This window comes from Eggerthella sp. 1_3_56FAA (assembly GCF_000185625.1).
GTDB lineage: Bacteria > Actinomycetota > Coriobacteriia > Coriobacteriales > Eggerthellaceae > Eggerthella > Eggerthella lenta.
Map to the genome: position 1 here is coordinate 319433 of NZ_GL622580.1, position 18019 is coordinate 337451.

The window sequence follows — 18019 nt, forward strand, 5'->3', positions numbered from 1 at the left end:
GCGCCGGCGTCGCTTTGGGGGTCGGCGTGGGCGCTTTGGTCGGTCACCTGCGCGGTCGCCGCCGCGTCGCCGCCCGCTTCCTGCTCCTGTTCCACTTGGGCGACGGAGCAGCGCACCGCCGAGGTCGCCACGACGATGGCCACCATCCCGATGGCGGCCGCCAGCATCAGCCTGTTTTTCTTTCGCATTCTCTCTCCTTGCTATCGGTATCTGATGGCGCACGTGAAATAGGCGATTCCCTCCGCGCGCTTGCATACGTCGCCGGGCTGCGGCTCGTGGATGTACTCGTCGCCGCCCACGTAGATGGCGACGTGGCCGGGCCGCCAAAGGATGTCGCCCGGCTCCGCCTCCGAGAGGGGGACGCGCCTGCCGGACGAGGCCTGGTCCTCCGAGTACCTGGGTATGGAGATGCCGGCCTGGGCGTAGCAGTACTGGGTGAGGCCCGAGCAGTCGAGCCCCACGCCGGGCACGCTCCCTCCCCAAACGTAGGGAACGCCCAGCTGGCTCACCGCCGCGGCGACGATGGCGTCGCCGTTCGCCGCGCCCGACCTGAAGTCCTCCAGGCTCATGCCGTCGAAGCGGCGCAGCCCGTAGGAATCCATGGCCGATTTGAGCGAGTCGGCGTAGGCGGAGGACGTGGCGTAGCCCGCGTCCTTCAGCCCCTCGGCCATCTTGTCGGAGCTCTTCTCCGCGATGGCCTGCCGTATGAGGGGGTTTTCCGCGTAGCGGGGGGCGGCGAGGAGCACGCGGCTCCTGAACGCGATGCACTCGCCGTGCCCCTTGAACGCGGTGAAGTCGGCCGTGATGCCCACGACCTCGCCGCCGTACTCCTCGTTCGTGGCCCAAGAGCTCTTCCCCGCCACCTCCGGGCAGCCGAGGAAGGAGGGGGACCACTTGATCCCGAAGAGGTTGTTGTCGCGCTCGGCGAGCAGCGACAGGCGGTCGCCCATGCCGCTCTCGCAGATGATCTGGGCGAGCGTGCATCCGGCGGGGTGGCCGTATTCCTCCTGGCATTCGAGCGCCGCCTCCACCATCTCCACCGTGATGTAAGGGGGAAGCCCTTCGAGCGAGGCCTTCTCGGCCTCGCCTTTCCAGAAGCCGAAGACCGCGCTTGCGATCTGCGAGACGACGAGGGCCGCCAGCACAAAGCAAAGCGCGCCCGCGAGGGCCCCCGCCACGGGGGCTGCGGCCGACGAGGCGGCCGCGGCTATGGCCTTTCCGGCGCCGGACCCGGCGGCGGCGGAGGCGCCCCTTGAGGCGGAGGCCGCATCTCGCATCGCCCGCGCCCTCAACCAGGTTCGCCTCGATTGGGCCTTCGCCGTAGGGCTTGCCTTCCCCCGGGCCTTGGCCTTGGGGGCGGGCGGCCTCTTCGCGCCGGGGCCGCTCGGGGCCGCCTCGCGATTCTCGGCGTGCAGCGCCGACGCTCTCCCCCTCTCGCGCATGCCCCGCAGGGCAGAGGAGGCGCCCCTGCCGCTGCGGTAGATCCCCTCGGACCCGCCGAGCTCGTCGGAGTCGTCCATTTGCGAGGCGGCCGCATCCGCAACGGCCCGTCTCGTGCGAAACGCGGACTGGCGCTGGGAAAGCCCCTCGGCTCGTTCGGGGCCGGCTGCTCGATTGGCCCCGGGTGCCTCCCCGCCTTTTTCCCTCGCCTTGCCGCCCCGGCTTGCCGACCTTCGGCCCCTGCCCTTGCAGCCCTCCGCCGCGAAGCGGTCGAACCCCCTCACGAGGCCCGCGCTCACCGCGTCGGTGCGCCCCGCGGATGCCAGCGAATCGGCTTGCGCGCCCTCGCCTTTGGCGAGCATGGTGTCGGGATGGGCCTGCGCCCTCGCCTCGCTTGCCTTGGCGAGCCCGCCCACTACACGTCGCCTTTCTCCGACTTGCGCCTGCGCTCGCGCTCGGCGAAGTCGCTCTCGCGCTTCTTGGCGGCGATCTCCTCGGGCTTGGTGTTGAACAGGTCGTAGAGCCTGCCCTTCGGGAAGTCGTCCTTCAGGGGCACCCGCGCGCCGCCGGCTATGAGCAGCCCCTCGCCCGCGCGCACGGACTCGTCGATGTAGGAGGCCTCCTGGGCGCTCATGTCGAGCAGTTCCGCCCATGCCCGGCGGTCGAGCGGGGACTGCTTGTGCAGCAGGACGAAGTCGGAGTTCAGCACCATGTTGCGCGCCTCCTCGTGGTCGAGCATGTAGACGCTGTTCTGCGTGATGCCCGTGGCGATGAGGTTGAACTTGCGCCCCTCCGCCCAGTACTTCGAGAAGTAGCCGATGATGGCGGGATGGCCGAAGAGCGACTGCACCTCGTCGATGTAGAGCCAGGTCGTGACGCCCCTCTCGTAGTTGTAGTACATGCGGTTGCGCACGCTCTCCAGCACCGTTATGACGCCGAAGGCGCGCATGTTCTCGGAGAGGTCCTTGAAGTCGATGTTGGTGACGCGCCTCTCGAAGCCGACGTTGGAGGGGTGGTTGAAAAACGACAGGGCTCCCTCGACGTAGCGCTCGTATCGCAGCGCCACGTCGCGCGCCTCGGGCTCGGGCTGCCTTTTCAGGATTCGGTAGAAGTCGCCGAGCAGGGGGTCGCGCCCGCTTTCCGCCGCCTCGCGGTAGGCTGCCTCGACGCAGCGGCTGATGATGGACCTGTCGGCCTCGGTCAGCCCTTCCGAGCCTTCGGCCATGGTGGCCGAGGACAGCGCAAGGAAGGCGTCTATCTTGAACGCCATCTGCGCCGAGGGCGACTGGTGGGCCACGTCGGCGAGGTCGAAGGGGTTCAGGTGCGTGCCCGAGTCGGGCGCGAAGCGGATCGACTCGCCGCCGTTGGCGAGCACCACCGGCGAGTACTCCCCCGCGGGGTCGAGGATGATGATCTCGTCGTCGGGGTAGGCCAGTATCGTGTTCTCTATCTCGCGCTTCACGGAGAACGACTTGCCCGACCCGGGCTTGCCGGCGACGAACCCCATGGGGCTCGCGAGCCGCTTGCGGTTGCAGAGCACGAGGTTGGAGGACTGCTTGTTCTGCCCGTAGTAGCCGCCGCCCGCCTGCGCGAGCTCCTGGGTGGCGAAGGGCATCTGGATGGCCACCTGGGCGGTCGTCATCATGCGCGACACCTCCACGTGGTTGTGCCCCAGGGGGAGCACCGAGTTCAGCCCCTCGCGCTGGCGGTAGTCGAGCGCGTCCGCCTCGATGGAGTTGCGCCGCGCCGTGGACACGATCTGCATCACCTGGTCGTCGAGCTCGGCGCGCGTGGGGGCGTGGGTGTAGACGAGGCCCGTGTAGACGTAGAGGCGCTGGTTCTTGTTCTGCAGGTGGTCGAGAAGGTCCTCGGCCTCCTCCTTGGAGTACTTGAGCTCCGAGGGCAGGATTTGGAAGTCGTAGCCTTTCTTGACCGCGCTCATCTGCTCGTCGATGATCTCCTTGTCCATCCACGCGATGCGCTTCTTCACGAACGCCACGGCCTTCGACTTGTCCATGGCCTGCACGTGGATCGACACGGCGAGCGGGATGGGCAGGTCGATGATGTCGGCCAGGCAGCGGTCGGACAGCTCGCTGCCGAAGCGGTTGATCGAGAGCACCTGGCACCACGCGTCCTCCGACTTGAAGCACGATCCGGCGCCGTCGGGCTTGAAGTCGAGGGACGAGGGGCAGATGAGGTCCTTGCTCGTGAGGCCGCTTCTCGCCCCGACGGCATCCCATGAGAACGCGTTGGGCTTGCCCGGGCGCAGGAGGGCGTGTATGGCGTCCAGGCGCTCCGCGCCCGAAAGCGGGCGGCTCGCGCTGCGCATCTTCGAGAGCGTCTGCTCGGCGTCGGTCCGCATTCGGGCGAGCTTGGGCATGGCCTCGTCGATGCTCGCCGCCCCGACCGAGAACGTGAGGTAGCGTTCGCGTACGAGGTTCGAGACGCCTTCGCGCATCTTGTCGTTGAGGATGCGGTTGTACTCGGCGGCGTAGGCCGCCGTGGCCGGGTCGTCCTCCCCGAAGAAGCGCTTGCGCCCGATGAGCTCTGTGGGGATGGGCCGGTTCACGACGGAAAGCTGCACGCAGCTCTCCGCCCCGAAGTAGTCGAACAGCTGGCACCATCCGCTGAAGATGGCCTGCTGGCTCTCCTCGCGCGCCGACTGGTAGCTTATGTCGTCGAAGGCGAGCGTCTGGCTGAACAGCCCCTCTTCCACCTGCGCGATGCCGTTCTCGTACATGAGGTCGTAGCCTATGGCCGCGTAGACGTCGCGCGCCGCGCGGCGGCGGGCGCGTCTCTCGGCCATGCGGTCGGTGAGCCGCCTTTCTTGCTCGGCCATGCGACGCCCAAGCGACTGGGTGCGCTTGGGGCCGGGGGAGGGCTTCACGAGGGTTCGCTTCCCGCCTTCTTCGCTAGAGTTCCTTGACACGGCGCTCCGCCCCTTTCCTTCTCGACTCCCGGCGTGCGCGCCGGCTCGTTTTAGCGCAGCCGACGGGGCCCGCTATCGACCCCGGGCGCGAGCCCGTGGTGTAAGCGATCTTCCCGTCGCCAAGCGCATGGCTCGCCACCAGGGGCAGGAACCTCTCGGGGGGAAGCCCCTTCGGCCGCCAGAACCCGAGGAGCCAAAACGGCATCGAGGCCGCCATGACGGGAAGGGTCGTGGCGTCGACCGGGATGCCGAGGGCGAGGTTGGCCACGGCAGCCGCGGCCACCGCCGATGCGAGCCCTCCCGCTGTGCAGGCGAGCGTGCGGGCGGAGAGCTTGCCCACCACCTTCTCGGTGTACTCGCCGATGTCCTTGTGCACGGACACGCTCAGCATGTGTCGCCTCCTTACGCCGGGAGCCAGCTCGTGTCGAGCATCCCGAAGTACACGGCGGCGGCGATGATGATCCCGCCGCCCGCTATGGTCGAGATGGCGCTCGCTATCTGGGCGCCGCCCTGCTGCTCGCGGATGGCGAGGCCGAGCGACACGGCCCCCCAGACGACCAGGAAGCCTCCGAGGAACGTCACGCACCCCGAGACGAGGCTGATGATGTTGGCCAGCATGTGTTTTCTCCTTTGCGTTTCGCTCGCGCGGCACGGCCCCCGAAGCGGGGCCGTGCCGCGGCTCTTCTTTTCCGGGAAATGGGCAGCCCTATTCACGTGGCCGCTCGCCCCCGAGCCGTCTTTCCCTGTATTCGGAGAAGTCGAAGGGGAGCCCGTAGAGCGCGTCGGCGCGCCCCGGGTACACCGAGCGCCACCTCGGGTGCATGGAGACGTCGTATTTCCTGTCCCTCAGGGGATCGGTTCCCGCGATGAGGACGATGGCCTCGTCGCGTGGCAGCTTCGCCACTTCTGCGGGCTGCATGAGGTCGCGCTCGATGGTGTTCCAGTTGCGGGTTGAGGATGCCGACGCGCCCCGGCTCTCGTTCCATGTGACGGTGGCGACGGTCTCCTTGCCGATCGACTCGGCTATCTCCCTCACCGTGTCGGTGGACTTGCCCCCGAGGAACAGCGTCGTGTCGCAGCAGTCGACGATGGTGGCCGCGTCGTCTTTGTACGCGCTCTTGAGCTGCGAGAGGGATTGCAGGCCGAAGGCCATCGAGATGTTGCGGCTGCGGACGACCGCCACCATCTTCTCCACGTCGGGGAGCCGGCCGATGTTGGCGAACTCGTCCATGAGCATGACGACCGGCGTGGGCAGCGCGCCGCCGTAGCGCACGAGCGCCCTCTTGCACAGGACGTTCATGGTCTGCCACATCATGATGGCGAAGAGGAACGAGTAGAGCGAGGAGGTGTCCGACATGACGGCGAACACGGCGCGGCGCTCGCCCGCGTCCCCCAGGCGGTCGAGCCCCATCTCGTCGAAGCTCACGAGCTCGCGCACCTGCGGGATGGCGAAGGGCTCCATGCGGGTGTTGCACGACACGAGGATGGACTTCAGCGTCTTGCCCGCCGCGTCCTTGAACATCTTGTAGTGCAAAAGGCAGAAGTCGGCGTCCACCGCCACGGGCTCGGAAACGCGCACCCATCGGTGCGTGCCGCCGGGGTTGTACGATTCTCGCCTTAGGGGGTCGAACCCCTCCGGCTCGCCGGCGCGGCGCACGTAGCGCATGCCGGTCTCCACCTCATCGAACAGGAGGTCGAGGGGGCTTCTGTAGTCCTCGTCGGATTCCTTGGCCTTGGCCAGGGAGAGCAGGGTGACGAGCCCCGAGAGCGATCGGTCGTCGGGCGGGCAGTGGTAGATGAGGTAGCCGATGAGCGCGACGTAGAGGAGGCGTTCGGCGTTCTCCCAGAACGGGTCGCCCGCATGCTCCTTGTCGCCCGTGGTGTTGTCGATGAGGCAGGCGACGAACTCCAGGATGTCCGCCTCGTCGGCTACGTAGGCGAGCGGGTTGTAGTGGAGCGACTTCGAGAAGTCCACGGTGTTGAAGGAAAGGATCTCGTATCCGCCCGCTTCCAGCATGTGCCCGAGGCGGGGCAGCGACTCGCCTTTGGGGTCGGTCACGAGGTAGTTCGCGCTCATCTGCATGACGTTGGGCTCGAAGAATCCGCGCGTCTTGCCCGCGCCGGATCCCCCCACCACGAGCACGTTGCGGTTGCGCTCGTGCCTGCGGTCGTGGTCGGGGCGGCTCATCGCCATGCCGAAGCGCTCGGTCAGGATGACGTTCTGGTCGGGGTCCTTGAGGTTCATGAAGCGCCGGCCCTCGCGCACGGTGCCCCAACGGGCGCTTCCGTGCTCCTCTCCTTGGCGCTGGGCGCGCCCGTGCGTGAGCGACCACGCCCACGCGCACCATACGGAGCATGCGGCCACGAGCCCCGTCGCGAGCGCGGCAGCCTCGAGCGAGAGGGGGCCGTGGCCCATGATGTAGAGGGGGAGGCGCCGGAGCGCTGCGGCCAGGTTGGCGATGGGGTTGCCCGGAAGCGACAGCAGGCAGGCGGCGTACGCGTTCGCGGCGAGAAAGGAGAGCGCCGAGAGGGCGGTCGCCCAGATGATGCTCGCCGTCACTTCGCCCGCACCTCCTGGAGGCGCGGCCCCTTGGCCTTCGCGCGGCTGGTGGCCCCCTCGGCTTCGAGCGCCTTGGACGCCTCGCGCGCCTCTCCCGCGCGTTCGTCGAGGGTTCTCTCGTCGCGTAGGCGCTCGGGGCCCTTCCCGCGCTGCGCCTCGAGCTTCTCCGCGGCCTTGGCGCAAGCGCCGTCGGTCTCGCGGGCGAGCTCGTCGAAGGACTGCCAGACCTCGCGCGCGTCGGCGATGCGGAAAAGCAGGTACTCGCGCCCCGTCTCGGGGTCGGGAAACCACGTGCTCGCGACGCCGTGCGCCGCGAGCCTGTCCTCGATGATCCCCTTGATGGCCTCATAATCCTCTATTCCCTGGAACTCGTGCATGTCGAGCTTCGCCCACTCGGCCAGGTTCCCGGCGGGAGCCTCCCCGGCCGCCTCCCGCGCCGATTGCGTGGCGTTTTGGAACGCACGCTGCATCTGGCTTGCGCGGGTGTACATCGCCCGCTCGCCCATGCGCTCCCCGAAGCGCATGAAGTCGTCGATCATCTTGCTTCCGGCCTCGTCGCCGTAATCGCTCGCCATAGGGCGTCCCTTCCCGAATGCGGGAGGGAACGCGCCTCCCGCGCCTACATCAACGGAATCCTTTCCGATAGTTGTGGGCATGGGATTGGCTTTGCGTTGGGAAGGGAGGCGTATGCGCGGAAAGGCGAGGCCGACCGTGCCGGTCGCACCCCGCCCTTGGCATCGACGTATGTCTCCGTCAGATGTTGCAGCGCGTCTCTCCCCTCTCTCTCATCGTCGGCAGGCCGCACAGGCCCGTGCCGTACTCCTCGATGGTCAGCTTCCGGCGGTAGGACAGCTCCTCGCGTAGCTCGGGCGTGAGGAAGAACTGCATGTCCAGGCCCATCACGGCGCAGAGGCGGACGAACTCGTCGGCGCGCATCTGGCGCTGGCCGTCCAGGATGTACCACAGCCTCTTACGGTCGATGGAGGCCCGCCGGGCCAGCTCCGCGACGCTGATGCCGCGCGCGTCCCGTGCCTCCTCCATCCTCACCGCTATGAGCTTCGCGTGGTCCATTCCCTTTGATCGCCTGCTTGCACTGTGTCGGTTGCCGTTTTCGATTGCCTTGATTGCCAGAGTAAGGATGCACGTGCCGACGCTGGGAACATCGTCCCAAACAAGAGACACATGACCTCGAATTGGGAACAAGTTCAGGACTGCCCGTCCAGCAATTTGCCTTCTTCCTGATGGTCGTCATTTAGAAGCGAAACGACATGAGCCATTGGCGAAGATCGCTTCTCTCTATTCGCTTCGCAGCGCAGCGAAACCAATCGCGCTTGGGCCGCAATGCGCTGTGACCACGCATCCCGTTTGCACCCAATGCACCTCTTGGACCCCGAGATTTTTGGCCCTTTCAGTGACTGCCTCGCATATCTTCGATGGCAGTCCGCACGAATAAAGGAGAATGAGCTGCTGCCTGTCGATCGCGCCATCCGAAAGGAACGCCTCCAAGAACTTAGTGGCAACGCGCTTCGTGCTCCCATGGAACTTCCTCGTCATCGAGAGCGCTCCATCGCGCATCTCGACGACTGGTCTGATGTTCAGCACTTGGGATGTCGCGTACTTTATTGAGGAGAGACGTCCGCCTGCCCTCAGAAACGATAGGTCCATTGGTAAGAAAGCCATCTTCGCACGGGCGATGAGGTTCTCTGACCTGTATCGTTTTTTCGGACACGAAGGTGCGAGATTTCTCCATATAAATCTTGTATCATTCACCACCGAAAAAAGGAGCAGAAACCATGACAACGTATACACCTGAATACAGGCGAGAGACCGCGGATTACATCATCTCGACAGGACGGCCAGTCCGACAAGTTGCCGAGGAACTTGGCATCAACTACAAAACCGCAAACAACTGGGTTGTAGCGCGCAAAAAGCAACTATCTGGCGAGGCTCCCACTACGGAAGTTGATGCTGATCTGGTTGCAGCTCAAAAGCGCATACGTGAGCTTGAGATGGAAAATGCCTTTCTAAAAAAAGCCGCAGCCTTCTTCGCGAAAGGCCAAGCGTAAACGATAAGTATCGCTTGATGTATGCGGAGAAGGAAAACTTCCCTGTAAAGCTTATGGCTCGCATACTCGAAGTGAGCCGATCGGGCTTTTATGCCTGGTGCAATAGGCCAAAAAGACCAGAAACCTCACCTGAATTGAAAGCCCTTATTGAGCGAGCCTGGCTTGAGTCCGACAGACGCTTTGGGCACAGGAGCATTCATGCCTATCTTGCACTCCAGGGACACGAACTCACGCTTTATCGGGTGCTTAGGATTATGCGTGAACTGGACATCAAGGGATGCACGCCTTATGCCAAAAAGCGCACCACAATCCCAGGATCCGGCGATGATGGACGTCCTGATTTGATACAGCGCAACTTTACAAGTGCCGTTCCGACAACACGGCTTGTAGGAGATATAACCTATCTTAAGACCGGAGAGGGATGGCTCTACCTTGCTACCGTGATCGACCTTGCAACGCGCATGGTTGTTGGGTTTTCGCTATCTGAAAAGATGACGGCCGACATCGTTGTGTCAGCCCTTGAGTGCGCTCGTGCTCGCGGCTATGTTGCAAAAGGCGCCATCTTCCACTCAGATCGCGGCAGTCAATACACATCACGTCTTCTGGCTGGCTGGGCTGATCAAAACGAAGTGAGGCTCTCTGTTGGACGCACGGGCTCATGCCATGACAACGCAGTGGCTGAATCATTTTTCGCGAATCTTAAAAACGAGATGTATCACCGTCAAAAGTTCTCTGCGCGAGTGGAGGCAAGGAGGGCTTTGGTGAACTACATCGAAACTTACTACAACAGGCGTCGCCCGCATTCCACCATCGACTATCAGATTCCGGCGCAAGCCATGCAATCTTTTATGCAACGCTGCGATAAAGCGTTCGGTATAGACGATAAGGATTTACAAGTGGCCGCATAAATATCTCGATATTCTGTGTCCGAAAACTTGACACAGGTCAGTATGCGCGCTACGACTTTTTAAGCACCGTAGGCGAGAGCGCCGTAGGACGGATCGGTCTCGTCGAAGGCGCAGCCGTAGGGAATTTGCAGCTTCTCCGACGTCAGGTGCCAACCGAAATCGTTAGTGACGATACGCTCGACGATGACCCATTCCCCATCGCGATACTCCCATTTGTCGCAGTAGCGGGCCACCGTCTGGAGCACGTGCCAAGTGCCGTCCTCGTTGGGACTCATCACCGGTGCGTTCGCGTAGGTCTCGGAACCGGCCTTCGTGCCATTCACGGTAATAGCGATGTTGTACATCTGGTGCGCGTAGTAACCGCCATTAGCCGTAATGCCCTTATCGATCGTGTTCGCGCAATATTCGGCCCACTCCTGGCCCGAGCCCTTGAACACTTCGCCGAATTCCGGGCTCGTGCCGAAATCAACGTAGCTGTCCTCGGCATAGACAGGCTTGCCGATGGCGGCATCCTGCCGATCGTCGCCACGAGCGTACATGCACAACTTGTAGCGAATCTCTTCCTTGGCCTCGGCAACCCAGAGCCGATCCTCGAGCTCCTGCATCTTTTTCATCAGTTCATCCATGGAAGTTTGCTCCCCCGTATCGGCCATTGGCGTCGAACAGCCCGCAAGGCCCAAGGCGCTCGCGCCGCACAAAGCACCAGCGGCAACTGCGGCTCCCTTCAGCACCACGGTGCGTCGATCCATTTCGCGGTTATCCTGCCGTTCATTCGTCGAATTCTCCATCATGACACTCCCCTGTCTTTCGCTTGCGTTCCGACAATCCGCCCACTCCTGCCTTAGCCATACCGGCGAGGGCGCCCGACAGCCGGGCCGCCCTCGCCTCATTGGGTCGCGCCGCCGAGCGGGAGGGGAGGACTCGGCAGGCGACATCGAAATAGTTACGCAAGTGGCTCCAGCGTCACCACGTGCTGACCGGCAATGCGTCCCGAGGTGTAGGTCCAGCCGAGCGCCTGGCCGCAGCCGGCGTTCACCTTCCCCTTGAAACCGCCGACCATGTTGCCCACCGCGTACAAGCGCGGGATAACCTCGCCGAACACGTTGAGCACCTGGGTGTTGGTGTTCACGTCAACACCGCCAGCTGTATCGGGCGAAACGGCGATGACGCGACCTGCGAAGAAAGGCGGCTGCATCAGGGGCATTGCGCCCTGGCGACCCAAGGCATCGGCACCGGCGGCCGCACCTTCATTGAAGTCGTCGATAGTCTTCTTAAGCGTGTCCGCATCCAAATCAAGAGCCGCCGCTAACTCTTCCACAGTGTCGGCCTTGACGATATAGCCGCCGGAAAGCTCTTCCTCGAATCCATCGCTGCAGTACATGACAGGGCCGCCGAAATCAGCCGTCGCGTCCGCGAGACCCTGATCCCAGATGTTCCACACATAACCGTTCGGCTGCTTCCAAACATCGCCCACCACGTTCTCGGTGGGACGACCGCTCTCCAGAACGTGGCGCTGGCCGTCAGTAGAAACAAATATACCCGGCATGGAAATGTAGCCTGCGGAATTATCCTCAACCTTGCGCTCCAGACCAGGGGCCACATTGTAGGCGCACCAAGGATTCACCAGCTTGGCACCGAGCGCGCAGGCCATCATAATGCCGTCGCCCTGCTGCCACGGCGAGCCATAGGAGCCCATGACGGGGCGGTCGTTAAACATGCCCGGCATGGCCGGCGACATGAAGCTACGCACCATGTCGGCGTTGCGGGAGAAACCGCCCGTGTTCAGGATGACGCCCAGACGCGCCTTGATGCGCTGCTCCTTGCCGCCATCTGCGACGATAACGCCCTCCACCTCGCCGTCAGCGTTGGTCAGCAAACGCGTGACCTGGGTATCGAACATGAATTCCGCACCTTGCTCCTCAGCCTTTTTGCGCAGCGGCTCGGTGAAACCAGCGCCGATGCCATCGGCGTTCTGGTGCATGCGGGCCACGGCGGGCGTCACATCGGTGTAGTAGTCCACCATGGTTCCCTGGGTCGACAGGCGATCGGTGGAAAGGGCCGCACCCTGCTCGGCCAACCAGTCGATAGTCTCGCCGGATTTCTCGGCATACAGGCGGCGCAGCTCGGGGTTCTCGAAGCCCTCGGCCACGGCCGTCAGATACTTGTCAAACTCCTCGACCGAATCATCGATGCCGGCCTCTTTCTGCAGCTTCGTGCAAGCACCCTGAATCATACCGGCGCACAGGGCTGAATTGGACATGGTGACGCTGCTCATCACTTCGCACACGACAACTTCCTTGCCCGCCGCAGAGACCTCAACAGCCGCAGCCAGGCCACCGCCGCCGGCGCCGGCGATCACAACGTCCACTTCTTTGTCCCACGCCGAATCGCTCGTGGAGCTCAGTTCCTGAGAAGCGGACGTTTGGGGCGCGCAACCAACCATGCCGGCAAAAGCGGCGGCTCCACCCATGAGAGCCGCGCCCTTCAAAAAGCTGCGACGATTGAGCCCTTCGTTCAGATTCATGATTGTCCCCTTTCCTTACATTAGTTGCCCTTCGGCACGACCCCATAGTGCGCTGGCGCCAGGCCGATAGCTAAATGCAAATGCGCGATTCTCTATCACGTTTCATGATGGCTTTTCGTGAAAGCCGATATCGCCGTCTCGGACGTCGTGCTCTTGCTTTGCGCAACATGCGATAATGCAAAAAAGCAAGGGAGGAGGTTCGCTATGAGAACCGAGTACTTGCGAGAGTTCGTCGTTTTCTCTCGCTACTTAAGCTTCACCGATGCCGCCAAAGAGCTGTTCATCGCCCAATCAACGCTAAGCACCCATATTGCTGCGCTCGAGAGCGACGTGGGCTTTTCGCTCATCGACCGGAAAGCGGGCAACCGACTCACCGATAAAGGGGCCGTTTTTCTCGACGGAGCCCGAACACTGCTGGATGGACTCGACGAGACACTGGCACGGTGCCGAGAGATGGGCGATCCTGACGCCACTCTTCGCATCGCTGTTCAATATCCAACTCCTCTTTTTGCGACCAAACTTAAAGAGCGGCTGCCCATGTCCTTTGCTTTCGTCGATCACGATTACCGAGATCCCATCTTCCAGCCCATCGCCAATGGCGCGGCCGACATCGTGCTCGATTACGACTACACGCCTTTTGCCTCACTCGTAAAGGAGACGAGCGCTCTCGATCTGGTAACAAAAACGTGTTTGGCCTTCCGCATGAGTATCAGCATGATGGCGTCGAATCCCCTGGCAAGCAAGTCCGCACTCTCGCGCAGTGACCTTCGCGGCGCATCCATTATCATCAACGATGCCCACAATTACGACCGCATCCGCTATCTTTACGAGCGCATGTTGGGCGACAGTCTGAATCTGCGCTTCAGCCTTCAGCCCATCAACGGCATGAGCGGTCTGGCCTTCGCCACCTACGGCGATGGAGTCCACATCTGCGGGCTATCGGAAAATCGCCACTGGTTCGCCGACCGAAACGATATAGTGCTCTTCGAAGAGCTCGACGGAAAGCCCTTCGGCATGCCCACCTCTCTCACGTATTCAGCTGACGCCAGCGATTGGGTTCGTGAAGGTGCAGCCATCGTTCTCGAGTGCATGGAGGCTTGCAGAAAGGAAAACGGACTTGCGAGCTAAGCGCTAACTGAATGCGCTAGACATAAAACTGACAAGTTACTCAGACAGGTGGCGCGTAACTCTTTTGAAAATGTTGCAATAAACTCCCAGTTTCTTGCAACATTTCGGATTATAGGAGGAAGACTGGCGCCTTTTATCACGACATCGAAACGCCCCGCGCCCTGCGACGATAGGCACAAATTGCCTGTTTTCGTTGCAATCACTTGAAACGAAAACTGTTTTCGTTGCATAATGTTTGCAACGATGAGACGTAAAGGCGGCCACTATGCGCGAAACAGCCACTCTTGAGTTTAAACAACAGCTGTCGAAAAGTTACCTGAAGACCGTCAGCGCCTATGCCAACTACGGCACGGGGAAGATCATTTTCGGCATCGCAGACGACGGCACGCCCGTCGGACTGGCCGATCCGCAAGACACCTGCCTTCGCATCGAACATGCGATTAACGACTCGATCGATCCAGTGCCTCGTTTCGAGCTGTCCATCGAAGGGGACACAAGAACAGTCACACTGACGGTGCATGAAGGCCCCGACAAACCCTATCTTTCCTCTGGACGCGCCTATCGTAGAACCGACACTTCAACCGTCGAAGTGAGCCGCCTTGAGTACGGCAGGCTCGTTTTGACGGGTGAACATGTCAGCTTCGACGCCCTTGTCGCAAAAGAGCAGAACCTTGCATTTGGCCACCTCGAAAAGGAGCTCGCATCGAAACTGGGGCTCAAACCACTCGATCAAAATTCCCTTATTTCGCTTGAGCTTATGGCTCCTTCCGGTGAATACTGCAATGCGGCCGCCCTTCTCGCCGATAGTAATCATTTCCCCGGCATAGACATTGCGCGCTTCGGCGGGAGCATCAACATCATTCACTCCCGGCATACCTTCGAGCGCACGTCAGTCCTTGAGCAGATGCAACGCACACTAGAGGTGTTCGACACCTATTACGCCTACGAAGAAATTGTCGGGTTCGAGCGCATAACGAAGACACTCGTGCCGCGTGAGGCTTTCCGAGAGGCTATCGCCAACGCGCTCGTCCACCGCTGCTGGGACGTTCGCGCCAACATAAAAGTGGGCATGTTTGCCGATCGCATTGAAATAACCTCGCCAGGAGGACTGCCTGCCGGAATCACAGAGGAGCTCTACCTCGCAGGAGGCCCTTCAGTGGCTCGCAACCCAATCCTTGCGAACGTTTTCTTTCGACTGGGACATATAGAACGGTTCGGTACGGGCATCCCGCGCATCCTGGACGAATACGCCCATGAAACAGTATCGCCCTCTTTCGCTCTGCGCGATAGCTCGATTACGGTGATGCTTCCCGTGACAGTGCTTGAGAACGTAACACTCGACGAGGAAGCCATACTTGCCGTGCTCGCCAAGGGCTCTGCTCTCACACGATCCCAGATAAGCGAAAAGACGCAGCTATCGAAAAGCAAGGCTATCAGAACTCTGAATGCATTGGTTGAGAAAGGACTCGTAACCAAGGTCGGCGAAGGCCGCTCCGTCCGCTACGAGAGAAACTAGCGGGAGAAAGCCCTTCGATATTTCTCTGTAACACCAAACCGCATCCTCCTCGCAACGAGCAGCTCAACGGTCACAATCCCATTGCAGCCGTCTCGCACGCCGATGGCATAATCGTGGGGCGCGGCCGTGGCGGCCGCGTTATGATTCGCTCGTTATGGAATCTTCGCAGCGAGACATATCGGATGAGAGGGACGCGCGTCGGCCCGATGGGCGCGACGAGCTCGACAAGTCAAACAGCCCGGCCACCCGCCCTAAGCGAAATCGACGCGATAAGCGCGACAACGGCATCGATATGCTCAACGGCCCCTTGCCGGGCAAGATTCTGCGGTTCGCCATTCCCCTGGCGCTGAGCAGCATCCTCCAGCAGTTGCTGAACTCGGCGGATGCCTCCATTGCCGGACAGTTCGTCAGCAGCTTCTCGCTCGCGGGCATCGGCGGCGTGAACCCGGTGACGGCTATGTTCGTGAACCTGTTTGTGGGACTTTCCATCGGCGCCAACGTGGTCGTGGCCATGCATGTGGGTGCCGGCGAGTTCCACAGCATCAAGAAGAGCGTCCACACGGCTATGGCGCTCTCGCTCATCGCCGGGTGGCCCTGGGGGCGGCCGGGCTCGCCTTGGCCCCCTGGGTGCTGGACGCCATCGGCATGCCCGAAGACTCCCTCGCCGACGCGCTCACCTATGTGCGGCTTTACTTCTGCGCCATTCCGTTCCTCACCATCTACAACTTCGGGTCGGCGCTACTGCGGGCCCACGGCGATGCGAAACGACCGCTGTATGCCCTCGCTGCCGCCGTTGTGGTGAACTTCGTGCTCGACCTCGCCTTCGTGCGCCTGTTCGGTTGGGGCACCGCGGGCATCGGCATCGCCACCGTCATCGCCGCCGCCCTGAGCGCCGTCATCGTGGTGGCGTTCCTCATGGGCGAGGAAGGCCCCTTCCGCCTGCACCTGCGCGAGCTGCGCATCTCCGGCCCGGAGCTGGCCGGCATTCTGCGCATCGGCGTTCCCGCCGGCATCCAGGGTGCCGTGTTCTCGCTTTCCAACACCGTTGTGCAGGCGACTATCAACGGCTTCGGCTCAGCGGCCATCGCGGGGTCGGCGGCCACGCTGAACTTCGAGTACTACACCTACTTCTTTGTGAACGCCTTCGGCCAGACCGCCGTCACCTTTACCGGCCAGAACTTCGCCGCCAAGAACGCCGACCGCTGCCGGGCCATCTTCCGCTGGTGCGTACTGTTCGGGTTCGCCTCGTCGCTCATTTTGGGCGTGACGTTCACGGCTTTGGGCACCCGGGCGCTAGGGCTGTTCACCACAGACGCAGCCGCCCTCGGCTTCGGTCTCGTGCGACTGTGGCTCGTGGAGCTGCCTGACTGCCTGACCACCTTCTACGAAGTGCCCGCCGGCGCCATGCGGGGCATGGGCTGGTCCACCCTGCCGGCGGTCATCACCATCCTCGGTTCCTGTGTGCTGCGCGTGGCGCTCGTGACCTGGGTGTTCCCGCTTTCGGGCACCTGGGACACCCTTATGGTGATTTATCCGGTCACCTGGTCGTTCATGATCGTGGCCATGCTCGTCTCCTATTTCATCGTGCGCCGCCGCTGCTACCGGTCTATTGAGCCTGCGGCTGCGTAGGACGGCGTGCCCCATTGGATCCGTAGCGGCGTGGGTCGGCATAGGTCGACGGTTTCCCGTATAATGGGCTCAACGCCGAACCCTCAGCCCCAACGTCCCGCGCGCCACGTCGCGGCGCCCCATGCTCCGAAAGGCGGTGAACCTCGTGACCCTCGCCCATTACGTGCTCATGAACAAAAACACGCCGGTGCTGTCGTTCGACTACGACCTGGATGACCACAAGGCCGTACGCATCCGCGAGGTGTTCGCCCCCGAAGCGGCGCCATTCGGACTCGTCGACCGCCGAAGCGACCTCTCCAAAGCCGAGCTGAACTACTGGTGGCGCCACCGCGCCATTCCCTCCTCGCGCGCGCAGATCAAGCGTCTTCTGGAGAACCTGCAGCTGGAAAGCACGCTGGTGCTCGCCGAGAAGAGCTTCGGGCTGTCGCTTTCCGACCGCTACTGGCTCAACGACGAGGACGACCCCACCTCGTGGGACGCCGTCAACTTCTTCGACAACGACTTCTCTGATGACCTGGGATTTCTCACCTTGGGCCAGGACTTAGCGGGGTCTTCCCCCGATGCGCCGGACTACCGCACGGTAAACCTGTCCTCCCCCAACAGCACCTTGGGAGGCGACCTTCTGAAGAAGTGGAAGATCGTAAACGGCGAGCGCGTGCTGCTGAAGTCAGGAGTGGGCTTTGTGAATCAGGAGCCCTACAACGAGGTGGCCGCTACGGCGTTGCACCGTCGGTTGATGGAGCCCGGCGAGTTCACTCCCTATACGCTGTTCGAGGACGGACGCCGGGTGTACTCTGCCTGCCCGAACCTGCTGGGGCCCGACGAGGAACTGGTGGCCGCCTGGGACGCCATCCGCAACGTGAAGCAGCCGAACAACTTGTCCGGTCTGCGCTTCTACGTGAAGCGCCTGGAGGATCTGGGGCTTGACGCCGACGCCACCATGACTGACCTGTATCGTTTTTTCGGACACGAAGGTGCGAGATTTCTCCATATAAATCTTGTATCATTCACCACCGAAAAAAGGAGCAGAAACCATGACAACGTATACACCTGAATACAGGCGAGAGACCGCGGATTACATCATCTCGACAGGACGGCCAGTCCGACAAGTTGCCGAGGAACTTGGCATCAACTACAAAACCGCAAACAACTGGGTTGTAGCGCGCAAAAAGCAACTATCTGGCGAGGCTCCCACTACGGAAGTTGATGCTGATCTGGTTGCAGCTCAAAAGCGCATACGTGAGCTTGAGATGGAAAATGCCTTTCTAAAAAAAGCCGCAGCCTTCTTCGCGAAAGACCAAGCGTAAACGATAAGTATC

Annotated in this window: 16 protein-coding genes and 2 pseudogenes; 7 read left to right on the plus strand and 11 right to left on the minus strand. The window is 62.2% G+C overall.

The features are described 5' to 3' along the window. From HMPREF1023_RS15700 to HMPREF1023_RS16170, 9 genes and pseudogenes are all read right to left on the minus strand, one after another. A pseudogene (locus HMPREF1023_RS15700) lies at positions 1 to 188 on the minus strand (hypothetical protein); the annotation flags it as partial. A gap of 12 nt (positions 189 to 200) precedes the next feature. Then, entirely contained in the window at positions 201 to 1277 is a 1077-nt protein-coding gene (locus tag HMPREF1023_RS06815; RefSeq protein ID WP_232228697.1) for a glucosaminidase domain-containing protein, read from the minus strand. A 578-nt stretch (positions 1278 to 1855) separates the two neighbouring features. Then, positions 1856 to 4327, minus strand: coding sequence for a VirB4-like conjugal transfer ATPase, CD1110 family (locus tag HMPREF1023_RS06820; protein ID WP_009305466.1), 2472 nt, complete (start codon positions 4325 to 4327; stop codon positions 1856 to 1858). 25 nt (positions 4328 to 4352) lie between these two features. Beyond that, a complete protein-coding gene (locus HMPREF1023_RS06825; protein ID WP_009305467.1) occupies positions 4353 to 4760 on the minus strand; it encodes a PrgI family protein in 408 nt (135 codons plus the stop codon). A gap of 11 nt (positions 4761 to 4771) precedes the next feature. Further along, on the minus strand, positions 4772 to 4987 hold the full coding sequence (locus tag HMPREF1023_RS06830) for a hypothetical protein (protein WP_009305468.1): 216 nt from the start codon (positions 4985 to 4987) through the stop codon (positions 4772 to 4774). An 88-nt stretch (positions 4988 to 5075) separates the two neighbouring features. Beyond that, positions 5076 to 6929 carry a VirD4-like conjugal transfer protein, CD1115 family gene (locus tag HMPREF1023_RS06835; RefSeq protein ID WP_009305469.1) on the minus strand — a complete coding sequence of 618 codons (1854 nt, stop codon included), beginning with the start codon at positions 6927 to 6929 and terminating at the stop codon, positions 5076 to 5078. Continuing rightward, a complete protein-coding gene (locus HMPREF1023_RS06840) occupies positions 6926 to 7504 on the minus strand; it encodes a hypothetical protein (RefSeq protein WP_009305470.1) in 579 nt (192 codons plus the stop codon). The genes HMPREF1023_RS06835 and HMPREF1023_RS06840 overlap by 4 nt, the downstream gene beginning before the upstream one ends. 178 nt (positions 7505 to 7682) lie before the next feature. Then, positions 7683 to 8000: a helix-turn-helix transcriptional regulator gene (locus tag HMPREF1023_RS06845; RefSeq protein WP_009608481.1), complete on the minus strand. Its 318-nt coding sequence runs from the start codon at positions 7998 to 8000 to the stop codon at positions 7683 to 7685. 225 nt (positions 8001 to 8225) lie between these two features. Continuing rightward, positions 8226 to 8738 carry a DegV family protein gene (locus HMPREF1023_RS16170; protein ID WP_369707140.1) on the minus strand — a complete coding sequence of 171 codons (513 nt, stop codon included), beginning with the start codon at positions 8736 to 8738 and terminating at the stop codon, positions 8226 to 8228. On the opposite strand from HMPREF1023_RS16170, the gene HMPREF1023_RS06855 reads away from it, so the two are divergent. Together HMPREF1023_RS06855 and HMPREF1023_RS15205 are read left to right on the plus strand one after the other, a co-directional pair. Next, positions 8723 to 8995 (plus strand): transposase, encoded by a 273-nt coding sequence (locus HMPREF1023_RS06855; RefSeq protein WP_035578680.1) that lies wholly within the window; start codon positions 8723 to 8725, stop codon positions 8993 to 8995. The genes HMPREF1023_RS16170 and HMPREF1023_RS06855 overlap by 16 nt on opposite strands. 17 nt (positions 8996 to 9012) lie before the next feature. Continuing rightward, the gene (locus tag HMPREF1023_RS15205) at positions 9013 to 9903 is read left to right on the plus strand and encodes an IS3 family transposase (protein ID WP_009305474.1); all 891 of its coding nucleotides are present in this window, start codon (positions 9013 to 9015) and stop codon (positions 9901 to 9903) included. A 59-nt stretch (positions 9904 to 9962) separates the two neighbouring features. Here HMPREF1023_RS15205 and HMPREF1023_RS06865 read toward each other — a convergent pair whose 3' ends face one another. Together HMPREF1023_RS06865 and HMPREF1023_RS06870 are read right to left on the minus strand one after the other, a co-directional pair. After that, positions 9963 to 10694, minus strand: a complete 732-nt coding sequence (locus HMPREF1023_RS06865) for a nuclear transport factor 2 family protein (RefSeq protein WP_009608214.1) — start codon at positions 10692 to 10694, stop codon at positions 9963 to 9965. 152 nt (positions 10695 to 10846) lie between these two features. Next, positions 10847 to 12427, minus strand: a complete 1581-nt coding sequence (locus HMPREF1023_RS06870; RefSeq protein WP_009305476.1) for an FAD-dependent oxidoreductase — start codon at positions 12425 to 12427, stop codon at positions 10847 to 10849. Between the two features lie 204 nt (positions 12428 to 12631). On the opposite strand from HMPREF1023_RS06870, the gene HMPREF1023_RS06875 reads away from it, so the two are divergent. The 5 genes and pseudogenes from HMPREF1023_RS06875 (at position 12632) to HMPREF1023_RS06900 (ending at position 18007) form a co-directional block, all read left to right on the plus strand. Beyond that, a complete protein-coding gene (locus tag HMPREF1023_RS06875; protein ID WP_009305477.1) occupies positions 12632 to 13555 on the plus strand; it encodes a LysR family transcriptional regulator in 924 nt (307 codons plus the stop codon). A 265-nt stretch (positions 13556 to 13820) separates the two neighbouring features. Continuing rightward, positions 13821 to 15071 (plus strand): ATP-binding protein, encoded by a 1251-nt coding sequence (locus HMPREF1023_RS06880; RefSeq protein ID WP_009305478.1) that lies wholly within the window; start codon positions 13821 to 13823, stop codon positions 15069 to 15071. 292 nt (positions 15072 to 15363) lie between these two features. After that, positions 15364 to 16700, plus strand: a pseudogene (locus tag HMPREF1023_RS16080) (MATE family efflux transporter). A 145-nt stretch (positions 16701 to 16845) separates the two neighbouring features. Then, positions 16846 to 17754 (plus strand): hypothetical protein, encoded by a 909-nt coding sequence (locus HMPREF1023_RS06895; RefSeq protein ID WP_147271565.1) that lies wholly within the window; start codon positions 16846 to 16848, stop codon positions 17752 to 17754. Then, positions 17735 to 18007 carry a transposase gene (locus tag HMPREF1023_RS06900; protein ID WP_035578684.1) on the plus strand — a complete coding sequence of 91 codons (273 nt, stop codon included), beginning with the start codon at positions 17735 to 17737 and terminating at the stop codon, positions 18005 to 18007. The genes HMPREF1023_RS06895 and HMPREF1023_RS06900 overlap by 20 nt, the downstream gene beginning before the upstream one ends. Positions 18008 to 18019: the final 12 nt, after the last annotated feature.